15 protein-coding genes are annotated in these 15778 nt (G+C 63.4%); all 15 read left to right on the top strand.

Annotation, left to right across the window (positions count from 1 at the left end):
• Positions 1-134: 134 nt before the first annotated feature.
• The 15 genes from ACQK2M_RS10120 (at position 135) to hypE (ending at position 15618) form a co-directional block, all read left to right on the top strand.
• The gene (locus tag ACQK2M_RS10120; RefSeq protein WP_425417697.1) at positions 135-1127 is read left to right on the top strand and encodes a TRAP transporter substrate-binding protein; all 993 of its coding nucleotides are present in this window, start codon (positions 135-137) and stop codon (positions 1125-1127) included.
• A 78-nt stretch (positions 1128-1205) separates the two neighbouring features.
• Positions 1206-1685: a TRAP transporter small permease gene (locus ACQK2M_RS10125; protein WP_425417698.1), complete on the top strand. Its 480-nt coding sequence runs from the start codon at positions 1206-1208 to the stop codon at positions 1683-1685.
• A gap of 5 nt (positions 1686-1690) precedes the next feature.
• A complete protein-coding gene (locus tag ACQK2M_RS10130) occupies positions 1691-2968 on the top strand; it encodes a TRAP transporter large permease (RefSeq protein WP_425417699.1) in 1278 nt (425 codons plus the stop codon).
• 9 nt (positions 2969-2977) lie between these two features.
• On the top strand, positions 2978-4102 hold the full coding sequence (locus ACQK2M_RS10135; RefSeq protein WP_425417700.1) for a hypothetical protein: 1125 nt from the start codon (positions 2978-2980) through the stop codon (positions 4100-4102).
• A gap of 4 nt (positions 4103-4106) precedes the next feature.
• Positions 4107-5267, top strand: coding sequence for a mandelate racemase/muconate lactonizing enzyme family protein (locus ACQK2M_RS10140; protein ID WP_425417701.1), 1161 nt, complete (start codon positions 4107-4109; stop codon positions 5265-5267).
• Positions 5268-5274: 7 nt separating this feature from the next.
• Entirely contained in the window at positions 5275-6030 is a 756-nt protein-coding gene (locus ACQK2M_RS10145; RefSeq protein WP_425417702.1) for an N-acyl homoserine lactonase family protein, read from the top strand.
• A complete protein-coding gene (locus ACQK2M_RS10150) occupies positions 6024-6782 on the top strand; it encodes an SDR family NAD(P)-dependent oxidoreductase (protein ID WP_425417703.1) in 759 nt (252 codons plus the stop codon). The genes ACQK2M_RS10145 and ACQK2M_RS10150 overlap by 7 nt, the downstream gene beginning before the upstream one ends.
• Positions 6783-6801: 19 nt before the next feature.
• Complete coding sequence (locus tag ACQK2M_RS10155) at positions 6802-7719, top strand: dihydrodipicolinate synthase family protein (protein WP_425417704.1); 918 nt, start codon at positions 6802-6804, stop codon at positions 7717-7719.
• A gap of 11 nt (positions 7720-7730) precedes the next feature.
• Entirely contained in the window at positions 7731-8477 is a 747-nt protein-coding gene (locus tag ACQK2M_RS10160; RefSeq protein ID WP_425417705.1) for an SDR family NAD(P)-dependent oxidoreductase, read from the top strand.
• A 21-nt stretch (positions 8478-8498) separates the two neighbouring features.
• Positions 8499-9353 (top strand): fumarylacetoacetate hydrolase family protein, encoded by an 855-nt coding sequence (locus ACQK2M_RS10165; protein ID WP_425417706.1) that lies wholly within the window; start codon positions 8499-8501, stop codon positions 9351-9353.
• A 15-nt stretch (positions 9354-9368) separates the two neighbouring features.
• On the top strand, positions 9369-10523 hold the full coding sequence (locus ACQK2M_RS10170; RefSeq protein WP_425420017.1) for an alpha-hydroxy acid oxidase: 1155 nt from the start codon (positions 9369-9371) through the stop codon (positions 10521-10523).
• A gap of 254 nt (positions 10524-10777) precedes the next feature.
• On the top strand, positions 10778-13147 hold the full coding sequence (hypF, locus tag ACQK2M_RS10175; RefSeq protein ID WP_425417707.1) for a carbamoyltransferase HypF: 2370 nt from the start codon (positions 10778-10780) through the stop codon (positions 13145-13147).
• Complete coding sequence (gene hypC / locus ACQK2M_RS10180; RefSeq protein ID WP_223475573.1) at positions 13116-13424, top strand: HypC/HybG/HupF family hydrogenase formation chaperone; 309 nt, start codon at positions 13116-13118, stop codon at positions 13422-13424. The genes hypF and hypC overlap by 32 nt, the downstream gene beginning before the upstream one ends.
• Positions 13421-14560 (top strand): hydrogenase formation protein HypD, encoded by a 1140-nt coding sequence (hypD, locus tag ACQK2M_RS10185; protein ID WP_425417708.1) that lies wholly within the window; start codon positions 13421-13423, stop codon positions 14558-14560. The genes hypC and hypD overlap by 4 nt, the downstream gene beginning before the upstream one ends.
• A complete protein-coding gene (gene hypE, locus ACQK2M_RS10190) occupies positions 14557-15618 on the top strand; it encodes a hydrogenase expression/formation protein HypE (RefSeq protein WP_425417709.1) in 1062 nt (353 codons plus the stop codon). The genes hypD and hypE overlap by 4 nt, the downstream gene beginning before the upstream one ends.
• Positions 15619-15778 lie beyond the last annotated feature (160 nt).

Below are 15778 nucleotides of genomic sequence, written 5' to 3' on the forward strand. Positions count from 1 at the left end.
TCGGATTGTGCGCTTCTGATGTTTGTGGCCGGAGTGGTTCGGCCGGCATGGGAATGTGCAATTGTTCGGATGTTCGACCGGAGTTCCCGATCGCGCCCGAGCCTGGCTAACGAGCGAACGGGAGGTTTTCGCCAATGAAAAAGCTACTCGCAGCAACCTGCATAGCGGCACTCGCGCATATTGGAGGTGTTGTCGCCCCTGCGTCCGCAGCGGATGTCACCATCCGCGCGGCGCATGTGTTCAACACGTCTTTCTCGTCTCACCTCGGTGTGGTGGACTTCGCCGAGCGGGTCGCAGACAAGACAAACGGCGCGGTCGAAGTGAAAATCTTCCCGGATGGTCAGCTCGGCAACGAGCGTGAACTGCTGGAAGGCGCGACGCTCGGCTCGCACGACATCTCGCTGACCGGCGCCGCCGGCTGGGCGATCATCAATCCGAAGCTCGGCACGTTCGAGTTGCCGTTCCTCTATCGCGACATGGACCACCAGCAGAAAGTCTTCAACGGCGATCTACGCGGCGCGGTCGATGAGATGTTCGACGAGAAGGGGCTCAAGTTTCTCGCCTATTTCGCCTACGGGTTGCGCAGCACACTGACCGCCGATGCGCCGGTCGATACGCTGGAAAGCTTCAAGGGCCTGAAGATCCGCGTTCCGGAAGTGCCGATCTTCGTGAAGACCTTCGAGGCGCTCGGTGCCAACCCGACGCCGATCAACTTCGGTGAAATCTACACCGCGCTGCAGTCCGGCGTCGTGCAGGCGGTCGAGGGGTCTCCGGAATCGATGCTGGCGCAGAAGTTCACCGAGGTGACCAAGTACTTCTCCCTGACCCAGCACCAGTCTCCGCCGATCCTGGTGGCCATGAACAAAGCGGCGTTCGAACGTCTGAGCCCGGAGCACCAGGCTGCCGTTCTCGAAGCGGCGCAGGAAGCGTCAGACGCCCTGTTCGACAAGGTCGTCAAGGCCAATGCCGATGCGGTCGAGGCCATGAAGGCCGGCGGTGTCGAAGTCGTCGAGGTCTCGGATGCCGAGCGCGAAAAGATCAAGCAGGCCGTCCAGCCCGTCTATGATGAGCTCGGCGCCCAGTACGAAAGCGGCGAACTGCTCGGAAAGATCGCAGCGGTCGAATAAGCTCCTCCCGGAGCCGCCCGGCACGCATCAGATCGCTGCGTGCCGGGCAATCGGGAAACTCGTTCAAGGAATTCGGAAATGACCTGGTTTCATTCGTTCGCTTCTGCGGTGGTCGCCGCAGTGGAGTGGATCGTCGCGATCCTGTTTGCGATCTTGATCGGCCTGACGGGCATTCAGGTTTTCAATCGCTTCTTTCTCAATGACTCGGTCGCCTGGGCGGAGGAGGTCTCCAAGATCCTCCTGTTCTATATCGTGTTCCTTTCGGGGTCTCTTGCCGTTCAGCGCAAGGCTTTCTCGGCCTTCGATACCTACCGGTCCCTGCCTGCGAAGCTGCATATCGCCGCGCTCGTTGGCATCAACGTGATCATCCTGGCCTTTCTTTCGGCTGCGCTGTTCTTCGGCGTGAAGATCGTCTCGCTGACGATGACACAGATCACGCCGGCGCTCGAAATGCCGCAGGCCATCGTCTATGGCGCCGTTCCGCTCGGAATGACGTTCATGATCGTCGTCACCATTGACCGCATTATCGCCGTCCTCGACGGACGCGAAGAGGCGTAACCGTCATGCTGTTTCCTCTCTTTGGACTGTTCTTCCTGCTCACGCTGATCGGCTTGCCGATCGTCTTCGCCATCGGCGTCGCCGGCGCGGGCACCTTCCTGTTCTTCTCCGGGCAGCCCGGTTTCGTGGTCGCCCAGAAGATGATCGGCGGGATCGACAGTTTCCCCTTTCTGGCCGTCCCATTTTTTGTTTTCGCAGGCATCTGCATGGAAGCGGGCGGCATTTCGCTGCGCATCGTGAATTTCGCCAACTCGCTTGTCGGCGCCATTCGCGGCGGCCTTGCGCAGGTGGCGATCGTCACCAGCATGATCTTCGCGGGCATTTCGGGGTCCGGTGTCGCGGATGCGTCCGCTGTCGGGTCGGTGCTGATCCCGTCGATGCGCCAGAAGGGGTTCAACCCCGCTTTCTCGGCCGCACTGATCGCCGCGGCGGGCTCGATCGGCATGATCATTCCGCCAAGCATGCTGATGATCGTCTATGGCAGCCTCACCGGCGTATCGATCGGTGCGCTGTTCGTGGGTGGCATCGTCCCCGGCGTCCTGATCGGCCTTGGACTGATGATCTACTCCTATTTCTACGCAAAGAAGGAGAACTATCCGGTTGAGCCGTCCGCGAGCTTCGGCGAGTTGTGGCGCAGCTTCCGGTCCGCGTTCTGGGCGCTGCTGACTCCGGTGCTGATCGTCGGCGGTATCCTGGCCGGCGTCTTCACGGCGACCGAGGCGGGCGCTGTCGCGGCGATCTACGCCTTCGTCATCAGCGCCTTCGTCTATCGCGAATTGCCGCTTGCGGGGCTGAAGGAAATCTTCGTCAAGTCGGCCGTTGTCACGGCGTCGGTGCTGCTCGTGATCTCATTTGCAGCGATCTTCTCCTACATCATGGCCATCGAGCAGGTTCCTGCGGCGATGCGCGGCTTCCTGTTCTCCATTTCCTCGAACAAGTTCGCCATTCTGGGCCTGATCGTCGGCATGCTGATCATTCTTGGCTGCGTGATCGAGACGATGGTGATCATCATTATCCTGGTGCCGGTGCTGGCGCCGATTGGAGCCGCCGTGGGGTTCGATCCGGTGCAGTTCGGCGTCCTGATGGTGATTGCGCTCAATCTGGGCGGCATCACGCCTCCGGTCGGCGTGCTGCTCTTCCTCACGAGTTCGCTCGCCGGGACGGGGCTCGCGCGGACGAGCCGGCATATCGCGCCGATGATCCCGATCTTCATCATCGTGATGGCGCTGATCGCCTTCGTGCCGCAGACCGTCACCTACCTGCCCAGCGTGTTCATTCGATAGGGGCGGGAGATGTTTCACAGCGGCGCCAATGCCCTCAGATTCAATGGTGATTTCACCTACAAGGGCTTCCGGCTCTCCATTCTGGAGAACGAGCACTGGCGGATTTCGGTGATGCCGGAACGCGGAGCGGAGATCGTCTCGGCCTTTTACAAGCCACGGGACTTCGAGGTGTTCGGGCACATGCCTGAGCGCATGGCCGACCGCCACGGTTTTCCGCCTTCGGCGACACCGGCCGGTTCCGCCTTCGTCAACGGCTTCGCCGGCGGCTGGCAATCGGTCTTTCCCAATGGCGGCAGTGCCTGCAGCCATGACGGCGCGGCCCACGAGATGATGGGCGAAGGATGGCGGCTCGATTGGCATGTTACGGAGTGTTCCAATAACGGCGACAGCCTGAGCGTGTCATTCGAGGCGGCAACGTCGCAGACGCCGTTCAGCCTGGTTCGAACGGTCCGGCTGCGAGAGGGAGACCCGGTCTTCGACGTGGTCGAAACGGTGACCAACACATCGCGCCAGTCGATGGACTTCATGTGGGGGCAGCACCTGACTTTTGATGCCGAGCGCTATGGAGACGGCGACTGGGCGCTGGATGTCGCGGCGACGCGTGCGGAAACGAATACGGGCTCCGTTCTCGATCCCGATGCCCGGCAACCGGGCATGCGCCGGAACCTGTTTCCTGCCGATGGTGACTTCGCCTGGCCGTCACTGGAAACGGCCGGCGGCGCACAGGTCGACGGATCGCGGATACCGCGCTCCGGGACGACCGAGAACTGCGACATGATCTACCTGCACGGCAATGACGGCTGGTTTGCCCTGATGAACCGTCGGCACGCTTGCGGGGTCTACATGCGATGGCCGGCCGCGCGGCTGCCGTATCTCTGGTACTGGCAGAATTTTCGCGGCTCGTACGGATATCCCTGGTTCGGGACGGGCAACATTTTCGCGCTCGAACCCTTCACCAGCTACCCGGCTTACGGTCTCGCCGAGGCCGTGAGGAGGGGCGTCCACTACACGCTCGATGCGGGGGAAACGGTCACGTTTCCGATGAATCTCGGCTGGATCGAGGGGCGTTCACGCATTTCCGACGCGGGGGATCTTCCCAAGCCTCGCGCACACACTTCCCTTATGGAGAATTGATCACATGAAAATCACAGAGGTTCGTCCGATCCTTCTTTCGCAGGTCTATACCGATGACGAGGTGTGGGGCTGGTCCGGCGGCGAGGTTCGGGTGTGGAACAGCACGCTGGTGCAGGTCTTCACCGACAAGGGCGTCTACGGTCTCGGCGAGATGGGCACCGGTCATTATCTGCCGGAAGCTGCCAAGGCGATCTGCGACTCGATTTCGCCGATGCTGATCGGCAAGGATCCCTTCGAGATCGAGGTCCTGCAGCGCAAGCTCTACAAGCTCGGCGCGAACTGGGGCCGGCGCGGCCTCGCTATGGGCGTGATCAGCGGCATCGAGAACGCGCTCTGGGACCTGAAGGGCAAGGCGCTCGGTGTACCCGTTCACAGCCTGCTCGGCGGCAAGCATCGCGATCGGATCCGCGCCTATGCCAGCGGCGGCATGACCCAACCGCTTGAATCGCTGAAGGAAGAGGTGGCGAGTTATCGCGAGCGCGGCTTTACGGCGGTGAAGGTTCGAGGGGGTATTTCCGCGAAGAGGGATGTCGAGATCGCCCGCGCAACCCGCGAGGCCGCAGGGCGGGACATGGATGTAATGCTCGACGCCGGGCAGGGCTACGTGCCCGAACCGTGGACCGTCCTGGAAGCAATCGAGGTTACCAAGGCGCTCGCGGAAATCGACCTGTTTTTCCTCGAGGAGCCGGTGCGGACCGACGAGATCGCAAGCTATGCGCAAGTGCGCGCGGCTAGCGCGGTTCCGGTGGCGGGCGGCGAGAACGGCTGCTCGATCTACGAGTTCAAGGCGCTGGTCGATGCGAACGCGGTCGATATCCTGCAGCCGGACGTGACCCATGCCGGCGGCATCAGCGAGGTGAAGCGCATTGCCGAATACGCGGCGCTCTACGGCAAGCCGATCGCGCCGCATGTCTTCCGCACGGGCGCTTCGCTGACCGCGCACCTGCATCTTCTCGCGGCAATCCCGAACGCGCTGATCTGCGAATACCAGCAGATCGCCAATGGCCTGCGGGAAGACCTTCTGGTCGAGCCGATCGAGATGGTGGACGGCAATCTGATCGTGCCGGACAGCCCCGGTCTCGGCATCCACATCACCGACGAGATCATCGAGAAATACGCCTACAAGCCCGGTCATATCCAGCGCTTCAAGGTCGAGTCGGACTGATCGTGCGATGACCTGCGAAATCACTCCCCTGTCCTTCGCCGAGATCGAGGCGAGTGAGGCCGTGCTGTTCGAGGGCGGAGCGCCCTCGACGCTGCGGCCCATCGGCTGTTTCTGCTGGCTGCTCAGGGCGCCGGACTTCACCGCGCTGGTGGATACCGGGATCAGCGATTTCGGGGTCATCAACGCGACAGTGAAGACCAATGGGCGGTCGTGGCAGGCCGCGGGCCGGCGGCCAATTCAGGCGCAACTGGCGTCGGCCGGCCTTTCGCCCGACGATATAGACGCGGTCATCCTGACGCATCTTCACTACGACCATGCGTCGAACGTGGATCTTTTCGGGCGAGCGCGCTTCTTCGTCGGCGAACGGGAATGGGACTGGGCGCGAAGCGAAGGCGCACGCACTGCTCTGCCGCAGCTTGCAGGCGCGCTGGCGTTCCTCGAGGCATTGCCCGCGGATCGCCTTTCGCTGCTGCCGGACAGCGCCGAACCGCTGCCGGGCGTACGTACCCGCCATGTCGGCGGTCATACGCCGGGAAGCATCATGGTCGAATGCGAAACGGATGCCGGGCGTGTGATCATGCCCGGCGACGCGATCTTCCTGCTGGACAATCTCAGGCGGAAAACCGCGATCGGGCTGACGTCGTCGCACGAGGAGTCACGGGCAGTGATCGACCTGCTTTCGGATTTCGACGGCATCGTGCTGCCAAGCCACGATCTCGATGCCGCGCGGCAAATCAACGGAACGGGAGCGCAATCATGCTGATCGATCTTTCGGGCAAGACCGTGCTCGTGACCGGCGGTTCATCGGGCATCGGGCGGGCAATTGCGAAATCCATGCTGGATGCCGGCGCGCGGGTCTTCATCACCTATCTGAGTCAAGCGAACGATGCGGCCGGCTTCGTGGAGGATGCACGGGCGCGGGGCCGCTCCGCGGAGGCTTTCGCGCTCGATGCCGGGAACACCGAGGCGATCCGCACCCTCTTTGCCGAACTCGATCAGGAGAAGGGCGGCGTCGACATCCTCGTCAACAATGCCGGCATCGTTTCCTATGTCGACTTCCTGACGCTGGAGGAGTCCGAATGGGACCGCATGCTCAACGTCAACCTGAAGGCGGCAATGTTGTGCGCGCAGTTGACGGCGCAATCGCTCGTACGTCGCGGCAAAGGCGGCAGGATCATCAACATTTCCTCGATTTCCGGTCAGCGCGCCGAGCCGCGCCGGACGCATTACTGCGTGTCGAAGGCGGGAATGGATATGCTGACGCGCGGTCTCGCCCTTGAACTGGCAAGCTACGGGATTACCGCGAATTCCGTCGCGCCGGGCACGATCCGCACAAACATAACCGAGACGGCGCTCTCCGATCCGGATCGCCACGACACGATCGTTTCGCGCACACCTATGGGCCGTATCGGCATGCCTGACGATCTGGCGGGCATCGCGACTTTCCTGGCTTCGGACCACGCCGCCTTCATCACCGGTCAGGTGATCCATGTCGACGGCGGCCAACTGCTTTAAACCATACAAGGAGAATGAAATGGACGAACCTTTCCAGGGCGTTTGCCCGGTGCTCAACACGCCGTTCAAGGACAATGGCGATGTGGACCACGAAGGTCTGGTCAACATCGTCGATTACGCCATCGACAAGGGATGCCGGAGCCTGTCGATCTTCGCGATGAACAGCGAGCCGACGAAGCTGACGCCAAGCGAGAAGATCGAAACGCTCGACACCTTCATGAACGCTGCCAAGGGACGCGCGCACACTGCTATCGGTGTTATCGAGGATTCGGTCAAAGGCGCACAGGAAATGGCTAGGCTGGCGGAGGAAAAGGGTGCCGATGCGCTGATCCTGTTTCCGCCTGGCCGAGTACCGCCGCAGGGCGAGCGTTTCGCAAAGTTCCTGGAAGCGATCGCCGGTGAAGTCTCGATCCCGGTCATGTATCAGGACGCGCCGCGGACGACGGGTGTTTCGGTCTCCACCGAGTTCCTGATCGATCTGACGCGACGCATCCCGAATCTGAAATATTCGAAGGTGGAATGCCCGGTGCCGGTGCGCCGCATCGACGAATTGCAGGAAGCGACCGGCGGCGCGCTGCGCTGCATGTCGGGCAATGGCGGCATCTACACGGTCGATGCTTTCCGGCGCGGCGCATGGGCGGTGATGCCGGGCGTGGCTGTCGTGGACCGGTTCGTCGAACTGTACCGCAGTTTTGCGGCAGGCAATCTCGACGGCGCGCGTGACATCTTCGAGAACATGATGCCGCTGCTGTGGTTCGAGGACCAGTCGCTCGAGTTCTTCATTGCTTGCGAGAAGCAGATCCTTTTCGATCGCGGCGTGATCGGCAGCACGCATGTTCGCGAAAATGGCCTCAGGCTGAATGCGTTCGATCTGGACGAGCTGCGGGCGCTTGTCGGACGGCTGCAAGGCGCTTCCGCATCAGCCGCCGCTGCATAAGGAACAACAGGATGAACAGGATTGATCTTTCCGGCCAGGTCGCAATCGTCACCGGAGGCGCGCAGGGGATCGGTTTCGCTGTCTCGAAACGCATCGTCGACAGCGGGGCCAGGGTTGTGCTGCTCGACATGGACGAGAAGCTGGCCGGTGAAGCGGCGGCAAGCCTCGGAGAGGCCGCGACCGCGAAATGCGGCGACATTACCGATCTCTCCGCGCTGGAACGCATCCATGCCGAAGTGGAGGCGGAAACCGGCCCGGTTTCACTGCTGGTGAATTCTGCCGGGATCGCGGGCAGCAACGCGACGTTGCAGGATTATGATCCGGTCGAATGGCGCAAGATCGTGGACATCAACCTGATCGGCACGTTTCATATCAACCGGGTGGTCGTCCCGGGCATGATCGCGCGCGGTTATGGGCGCATCGTCAACATCGCGTCTATCGCCGGCAAGGAGGGCAATCCAAATGCTTCGGCCTATTCGGCCTCGAAGGCCGGGGTGATCGGGCTGACCAAGTCACTGGGCAAGGAACTGGCGGGGCAGGATATTGCCGTCAACTGCATCACGCCAGCGGCGGCGCGCACGCGCATTTTCGACCAGATGTCACAACAGCATATCGACTACATGCTGTCGAAAATCCCGCGCGCTCGCTTCCTCGAACTCGACGAGGCCGCGTCAATGGTGGCCTGGCTGCTGTCGCGGGAGAACTCTTACACCACCGGCGCGGTCTTCGATCTGTCCGGCGGCCGGGCGACTTACTGAATTCCATTAGGATAGAACCTCATGAAACTTCTGCGCGTCGGCGCCAAGGGCGCCGAGAAACCCGCCATCGTTCATTCCGACGGGACGATCCGCGATCTGTCCTCCGTCGTCGGCGACATCGCCGGCGATGCCCTCACCGATGAGGGGCTGGCGACAATCGCGGCGGCCGATCTCGCCGCACTTCCCGTGCTCGATGCGGACAGCCGCATCGGTCCCTGTGACGGCCGTGTCGGCAAGTTCATCTGCATCGGCCTGAACTATGCCGATCATGCCGCCGAAAGCGGCATGGCGGTGCCCGAGGAGCCGATTATCTTCTTCAAGGCGACCAGCGCGATCACCGGACCAAACGATCCTGTCATTATCCCCAAGGGCAGCGAGAAGACAGACTGGGAAGTCGAACTCGGCATCGTGATCGGCAAGGAGGCCCGTTACATCGGCGAGGAGGCGGCGATGGATCATGTGGCCGGCTACTGCCTCGTCAATGATGTCTCCGAACGCGCCTTCCAGATCGAGCGGGCGGGCCAGTGGGTCAAGGGCAAGAGCGCCGACAGTTTCGGCCCGATCGGCCCCTGGCTGGTGACGCGCGACGAAATCGCCGATCCGCAGAACCTCGCCATGTGGCTGGAGGTCGACGGACACCGCTACCAGGACGGCTCGACGCGCACGATGGTGTTCGGCGTGGCGCATCTGGTCAGCTACCTGTCGCAGTTCATGAGCCTGCAGCCGGGCGACATCATCTCGACGGGCACCCCGCCGGGCGTCGGCATGGGGCAAAAGCCGCCGGTCTATCTGAAAGCAGGCCAGACCATCCGGCTCGGCATCGAGGGCCTCGGCGAACAGACGCAGACGACCGTCGCGTGGGATGCGAAAATCTAGGGCTGTCACATGAGGCTGGATCAGGCGCTGACAATTGCCGACCTGAAGGACATGGCGGGGGCACGCGTGCCGCGCATGTTTTTCGATTACGCGGACAGCGGATCGTGGACGGAGGGTACTTACCGGGCGAATGGTGACGATCTTGGGTCGATCCTGTTCGAGCAACGGGTGGCCGTCGACCTGTCGAACCGCACGACGCGGAGCGAGATGGCGGGCCGGGAGGTTTCCATGCCTGTCGCGCTCGCGCCCACCGGGCTGACCGGCATGCAGCACGCCGACGGCGAGATTCTTGGCGCGCGCGCCGCAGCGCGCTTCGGTGTTCCCTTCACCCTATCGACCATGAGCATTTGCTCGATCGAGGCGGTCGCGGCGGCGACGGATACGCTGTTCTGGTTCCAACTCTATGTGATGCGCGACCTCGATTTTGTCGACAATCTGATCGAGCGTGCCGAAGCGGCGGGATGCGACGCGCTGGTGCTGACCCTCGATCTCCAGATCCTCGGCCAGCGGCACAAGGACATCCGCAACGGGCTTGGCGCGCCTCCGAAGCTCGGCTTGAGCAGCTTGCTGCAGATGGCGAGCAGACCACGCTGGTGCGTGGACATGCTTCGGACACGCAACCGGTCATTCGGCAACATAATAGGTCACGCGAAGAATGTGAGCGATTTGTCGTCGCTTTCGTCATGGACCGCGGAACAGTTCGACCCGGAACTGAATTGGGGAAAGATCGCCCGCATCCGGAACAAATGGCCGCGCAAGTTGATACTCAAGGGCATCATGAACGCGGATGACGCACGAATGGCGGCGGAAAACGGCGCCGATGCGATCGTCGTCTCCAACCATGGTGGTCGCCAGCTTGACGGCGCGCCATCGTCAATCTCGGTTCTGGCGTCGGTCGTTGACGCTGTCGGAGACCGTGTCGAGGTGCATTTCGACGGCGGTATCTCTTCCGGACAAGACGTACTGCGAGCGCTCGCACTCGGCGCCAAGGGCACATATATAGGCCGCTCCTGGCTTTATGGGCTCGGCGCTGGCGGCGAGGCTGGCGTCAGACGTGCGCTTGAGATCATCCGCAATGAACTGGATCTGACCATGGCGTTCTGCGGCGAGCGCGATGTCCGCAATGTGGGGCGCCACATCCTTCATTCTGTCGCGGAACAGGCTGCTTGAGGCGAAGCGGGAGGCGCGCGCGAATTCCAATATGGACCCTGCGCCCTTCGAATTTCCTCCGGCCGGCGGGCCTTGCGGGCGGATGGTCCGCGCTTGACCGGTCGAAAACTCCCATCATAATTCGGGCATCAAGACGACAGAGTATGCCGTCATCGACATCTCGACGGACGGGACACTGATCGTGAATTGCCATCCGCGCCTTTCGAAGCCGAATGCCTCTCACACCGCGACGCGTCGTGGCGGCTGGACCTGGCATGACGGGTGAGCGTCTGGTCATCCGGGGGCAGGTTCAGGGCGTGGGTTTCCGGCCGGCCGTGTGGCGGCTGGCGCATGAACTGGGCCTTGCCGGCGATGTGCGCAATACGGGCGATGGTGTGGAAATCCGCCTGTGGGGCGAAGGCCGCGCCGTGTTCGTCGAGCGTTTGCGCGCGGAGCTGCCGGCTCTTGCCGAAATCGAGTCCCTGGAACGAACGCCGATCTCCGGGCCTGCGCCGGCGGGGTTCGATATCCTGTCGTCGGCAAGCGGTCGGATGCGGTCGAGCGTCACGCCCGACGCCGCGACCTGCCCGGAATGCCTCGAGGAAATTCGCGATCCGGGCGCGCATCGCTTTCGTTACCCCTTCACCAACTGCACCAATTGCGGCCCACGCTTTTCCATTGTCCGGGGTGCGCCCTATGATCGTGCACGCACGACCATGCGCGATTTCGCGATGTGCGAGACATGCGCGGCGGAATATGGCGATCCGGCCGACCGGCGGTTTCATGCCCAGCCGATCGCGTGTGCGGTCTGTGGACCGGAAGTCTGGATCGAACGGTTGGGCGACCACGCAGTGCCTGGTGAAAGGCTCGAAACGGAGGACGCTCTGGGAGCCGCCTGCGATGCGATCCTGGAAGGCCGGATCGTGGCGGTGAAAGGGATTGGCGGGTTCCATCTCGCTTGCGACGCCACGCGCGCCGATGTGGTCGTGCGGCTGCGCGAGAGGAAGAGGCGGAAAAGCAGGGCATTTGCGCTGATGGCGCGCGATCTCGATGTCATTCGGCGCCATGCGAATCTCGGCGCGGAGGAGGAGGCGCTTCTGATCTCGCCGTCAGCGCCAGTCGTGTTGCTTCGGGCGCGGGGCGAAACATTGCCCGATGCGGTGGCGCCGGGGCTGAACCGGCTCGGTTTCATGCTGCCCCACACGCCGATGCATCATCTGATGCTGCAGGGGATCGATCGCCCGGTCGTGATGACGTCCGGCAATATTTCCGGCGAGCCGCAATGCACCGCCAATGACGACGCGCGAAAGAGGCTCGCGGGCGTGGCCGACCTCGCGCTCATGCATAACCGCGATATTGCCAACCGGATCGACGACGGCGTCGCCGTCGTCGTCACGGGAAAGCCTCGCATGCTGCGCCGTGCACGCGGGTATGCGCCGAAGCCCATCGCATTGCCGGACGGATTCGACGATACGGTCCAGGTGCTGGCGCTCGGCTCGGAACTGAAAAACACGTTTTGCCTTGTCAAGGACGGGCAGGCGGTGGTGAGCCAGCATATGGGCGATCTCGAGAATGCGGCGGTCCACGCCGATGTGGAGCACAATCTGGCGCTCTATCGCGACCTCTACGAGCACGCGCCGACAGTCTTCGCGGTCGACCGGCATCCCGACTATCTCTCGACCAAGCGCGGCCTTGCGATGGCAGGCGAGCGCCGGGTGATCGAGGTTCAGCACCATCACGCCCATATCGCCGCCTGCATGGCGGAAAACGATTTGCCGCTCGATGCGGGGCCGGTGCTCGGGATCGCGATGGACGGTCTCGGGCTGGGCGATGACGGCACGATCTGGGGCGGCGAGTTTCTCGCCTGCACCTATCGCGGCCATGAGCGCCTCGCGTCGCTGAAGCCCGTGGCCCTGCCGGGCGCCGCCGCAGCCGTCCGCGAACCCTGGCGCAATCTTTACGCACAGATCATGGCGGGCATGGGCTGGGACGCGTTCGCCGGCCAGTTTGCCGGCCTCGATGTCTTCGCAATGCTGGACGCCAAGCCGCGCGATACGCTGGAGGCGATGATACGAACCGGCACCAACAGTCCGTTGTCGTCATCCTGTGGGCGGCTGTTCGATGCCGCGGCGGCCCTGGTCGGATTGTGCCCGGAGCGGCAGGACTATGAGGGGCAGGCGGCTATGCTGTTCGAGGCCGCGCCCGACCCGGCGGCGATGGATGAAGAGGCCGGACAGGCCTATCCGTTCGCGATCGCGCCGCGTGGCGAGAACGGTCTTCCGCAGATCGATCCGGGCGCCGTATGGCGCGCCATGCTCGGCGATCTCGCGTCGGGCACGCCGGTCGGCATCATCTCGGCGCGGTTTCATCGCGGCCTGGCCAAGGCGATCATCGCCATGGCCAAACAACTCGCAACCGGGACGGAAATCGGCACAGTCGCGCTTTCCGGCGGGTGTTTTCAGAATGCGATCCTGTTAACACTGGTGGAGGACGGCCTGAAGGACGCGGGTCTTCACGTGATCAGCCATTCGAGAGTGCCGGCCAATGATGGCGGGCTGTCGCTTGGTCAGGCCGCCGTCGCAGTTGCCACGTTGTCCGAACAGGAGAAGGCTCATGTGCCTCGGAATTCCCGGACTGATCGTTGAGATTTCTGATGCTGACCGCAAGCTGGCGGTTGTCGACGTGTCGGGTGTCCGGCGCGAGGTCAATGTCGCGCCGATCATCGAGGATGACGCGATGGAGGATCTCGTCGGCGTGTGGACGCTGGTCCATGTCGGCTTCGCGATGAGCCGCATCGACGAGGAGGAGGCGGCGAAGACGCTGGAAGTGCTGCGCATGTTCGGCGAGGCGCAGGAAGAGATCGACGCGATGATGGCGTCCGAAGCGATGCTTGCCGGCGACACGCCGGAGGCCGCCGAATGAAATATGCGGAAGAATTCCGCGATCCGGTGGCGGCGAGGGGGCTTCTCGCGAAGATCGAGGCGGTTACCGACGCGATCGGCGCGACGGCGGACAAGCCGCTCCACATCATGGAAATATGCGGCGGCCATACGCACGCGATTTTCCGCTACGGGCTCGACAAGCTGACCCCGCCGGGAATCGAGTTTATCCACGGGCCGGGATGTCCGGTCTGTGTTCTGCCGATGAGCCGGGTCGACGAATGCGTCCAACTCGCGGAGCAGCCGGGAGTCATCCTGTGCACGTTCGGCGACGCGATGCGCGTGCCGGGTACCCGGAAATCGCTGATGCAGGCTAAGGCGGACGGCTGCGATATCCGCATGGTCTATTCGCCGCTCGACGCGCTGGAACTGGCGCGGCGCAACCCTGCCCGCGAGGTCGTGTTCTTCGGTCTCGGCTTCGAGACGACCACGCCGTCGACGGCGTTTTCGATCCAGCAGGCGGCGAGCGAGGGGTTGGAGAACTTCACGGTGTTCTGCAACCACATCACCGTGCCGCCGCCGATCAAGGCGCTGCTCGACGATCCGGAGATGAGGCTCGACGGGTTCGTCGGTCCGGGGCATGTCTCCATGGTGATCGGGGTTCGCCCGTATGATTTCATCGCGCGGGACTACGGCAAGCCGATCGTCGTCGCAGGCTTCGAGCCGCTCGACCTGCTGCAATCCGTCCTCATGGTTCTCGAACAGATTCGCGACGGGCGGGCCGAGGTGGAGAACCAGTATGCGCGTGTCGTGCCGGATGAGGGCAATCCCGCCAGCATTGCCGCCTGCGACGACGTCTATGAGAAGCGCGATCGCTTCGAATGGCGCGGGCTGGGCGAGATCGACGCTTCGGGGCTTAAGATCCGGGAAAAATATGCCGCTTTCGACGCGGAGCGGAAATTCGGCATCGGCTACGGCGCATCGAGCCGGTCGATCGAGGAGCCGGAAGGGTGTCGTTGCGGTGACGTGATGACCGGCCGCATCAAGCCGTTGCAGTGCCCGCAATTCGGCGCCGGGTGCACGCCGGAAACGCCGCTGGGCGCGCTGATGGTTTCGTCCGAGGGCGCATGCGCGGCCTATTACCAGTATGGCGGCGCCCGGCTCGAGGCGGCGCAATGACGCTGCAATCCGGCCCGGCGACCGCCCGCGCCGGCCGCACCCTCAAGGCGGACACGATCACGCTGGCCCATGGCGGAGGCGGCAAGGCCATGCGCGACCTGATCGAGGATGTTTTCACCTCCGTTTTCGAACCGGCGGATATGGAGGATCAGGCCCGGCTGACCGACGCTGCCCTGCGCGAGGATGGCGCGACGCTGGCCTTTACCACCGACAGTTTCGTCGTCGATCCGATCGAGTTTCCGGGTGGCGACATCGGCAAGATCGCCGTGTGCGGGACGGTCAACGATCTGGCCGTCGGCGGGGCGAAACCGCTCTGGCTGTCTGCGGCCTTTATCATCGAGGAGGGCGTCGAGGTCTCGCTCCTGCGCCGGGTCGTGGCGTCGATGCGCGCGGCGGCGGACGAAGCGGGCGTGCGCATCGTCACCGGCGACACGAAGGTGGTCGGCAGGGGATCGGCGGACAAGCTCTTCGTCACCACGTCGGGTGTCGGGGTCATTCCGGCGGGCCGCGATCTCGCGGCGCGCAATGTGCGTCCCGGCGATGTCGCCATCGTCAACGGCGTGCTCGGTGATCACGGGGCGGCGATCCTGGCGGCGCGCGGCGACATGGCGCTGTCGGCCGAAATCGAGTCCGATTGCCGGCCGCTCAACGCTCTGATGGAAGCCGTCATCGCGGTGGCGCCCGACGTGCGCTGCGCCCGTGACGCGACGCGCGGCGGGCTGGCCTCGGCGCTCAACGAGATCGCGGATGCTGCCGGTATCGGCGTCGAGATCGAAGAGGCCGGCATTCCTCTGCGCGCGGCAGTGAAGGGGGTTTGCGAGATTTTGGGTCTCGACCCGCTCTATCTCGCCAATGAAGGCACGCTGGTGCTTTTTGCGCCGCCGGAGAAGGCCGATGCGGTGCTTGCCGCGATGCGTTCGACGCCGGCGGGCCGCGATGCGACGATCATCGGCAGGGCCGTCGAAAGCCATCCGCGCATCGTGGTGATGCAAACGCTGTTCGGCGGAGGCCGCATCGTCGACATGCTGGTCGGCGAGCAGCTTCCGCGCATCTGCTGACCCCAGTCGTTTCCTGCCGATCGGGCAGGCTCTCCAGCGCTTTCACTGACTTTCACGGGCCCGACGGGAACTCCGTAAGCTTGCAATTCGATTTTGCTTTCGCTATGACACCGATGTCATGACATCGGTGTCATAATGCCGATGGATGAACGGGAGGAGC

The sequence above is a fragment of the Oricola indica genome, assembly GCF_965227485.1.
GTDB classification, from domain to species: domain Bacteria; phylum Pseudomonadota; class Alphaproteobacteria; order Rhizobiales; family Rhizobiaceae; genus Oricola; species Oricola indica.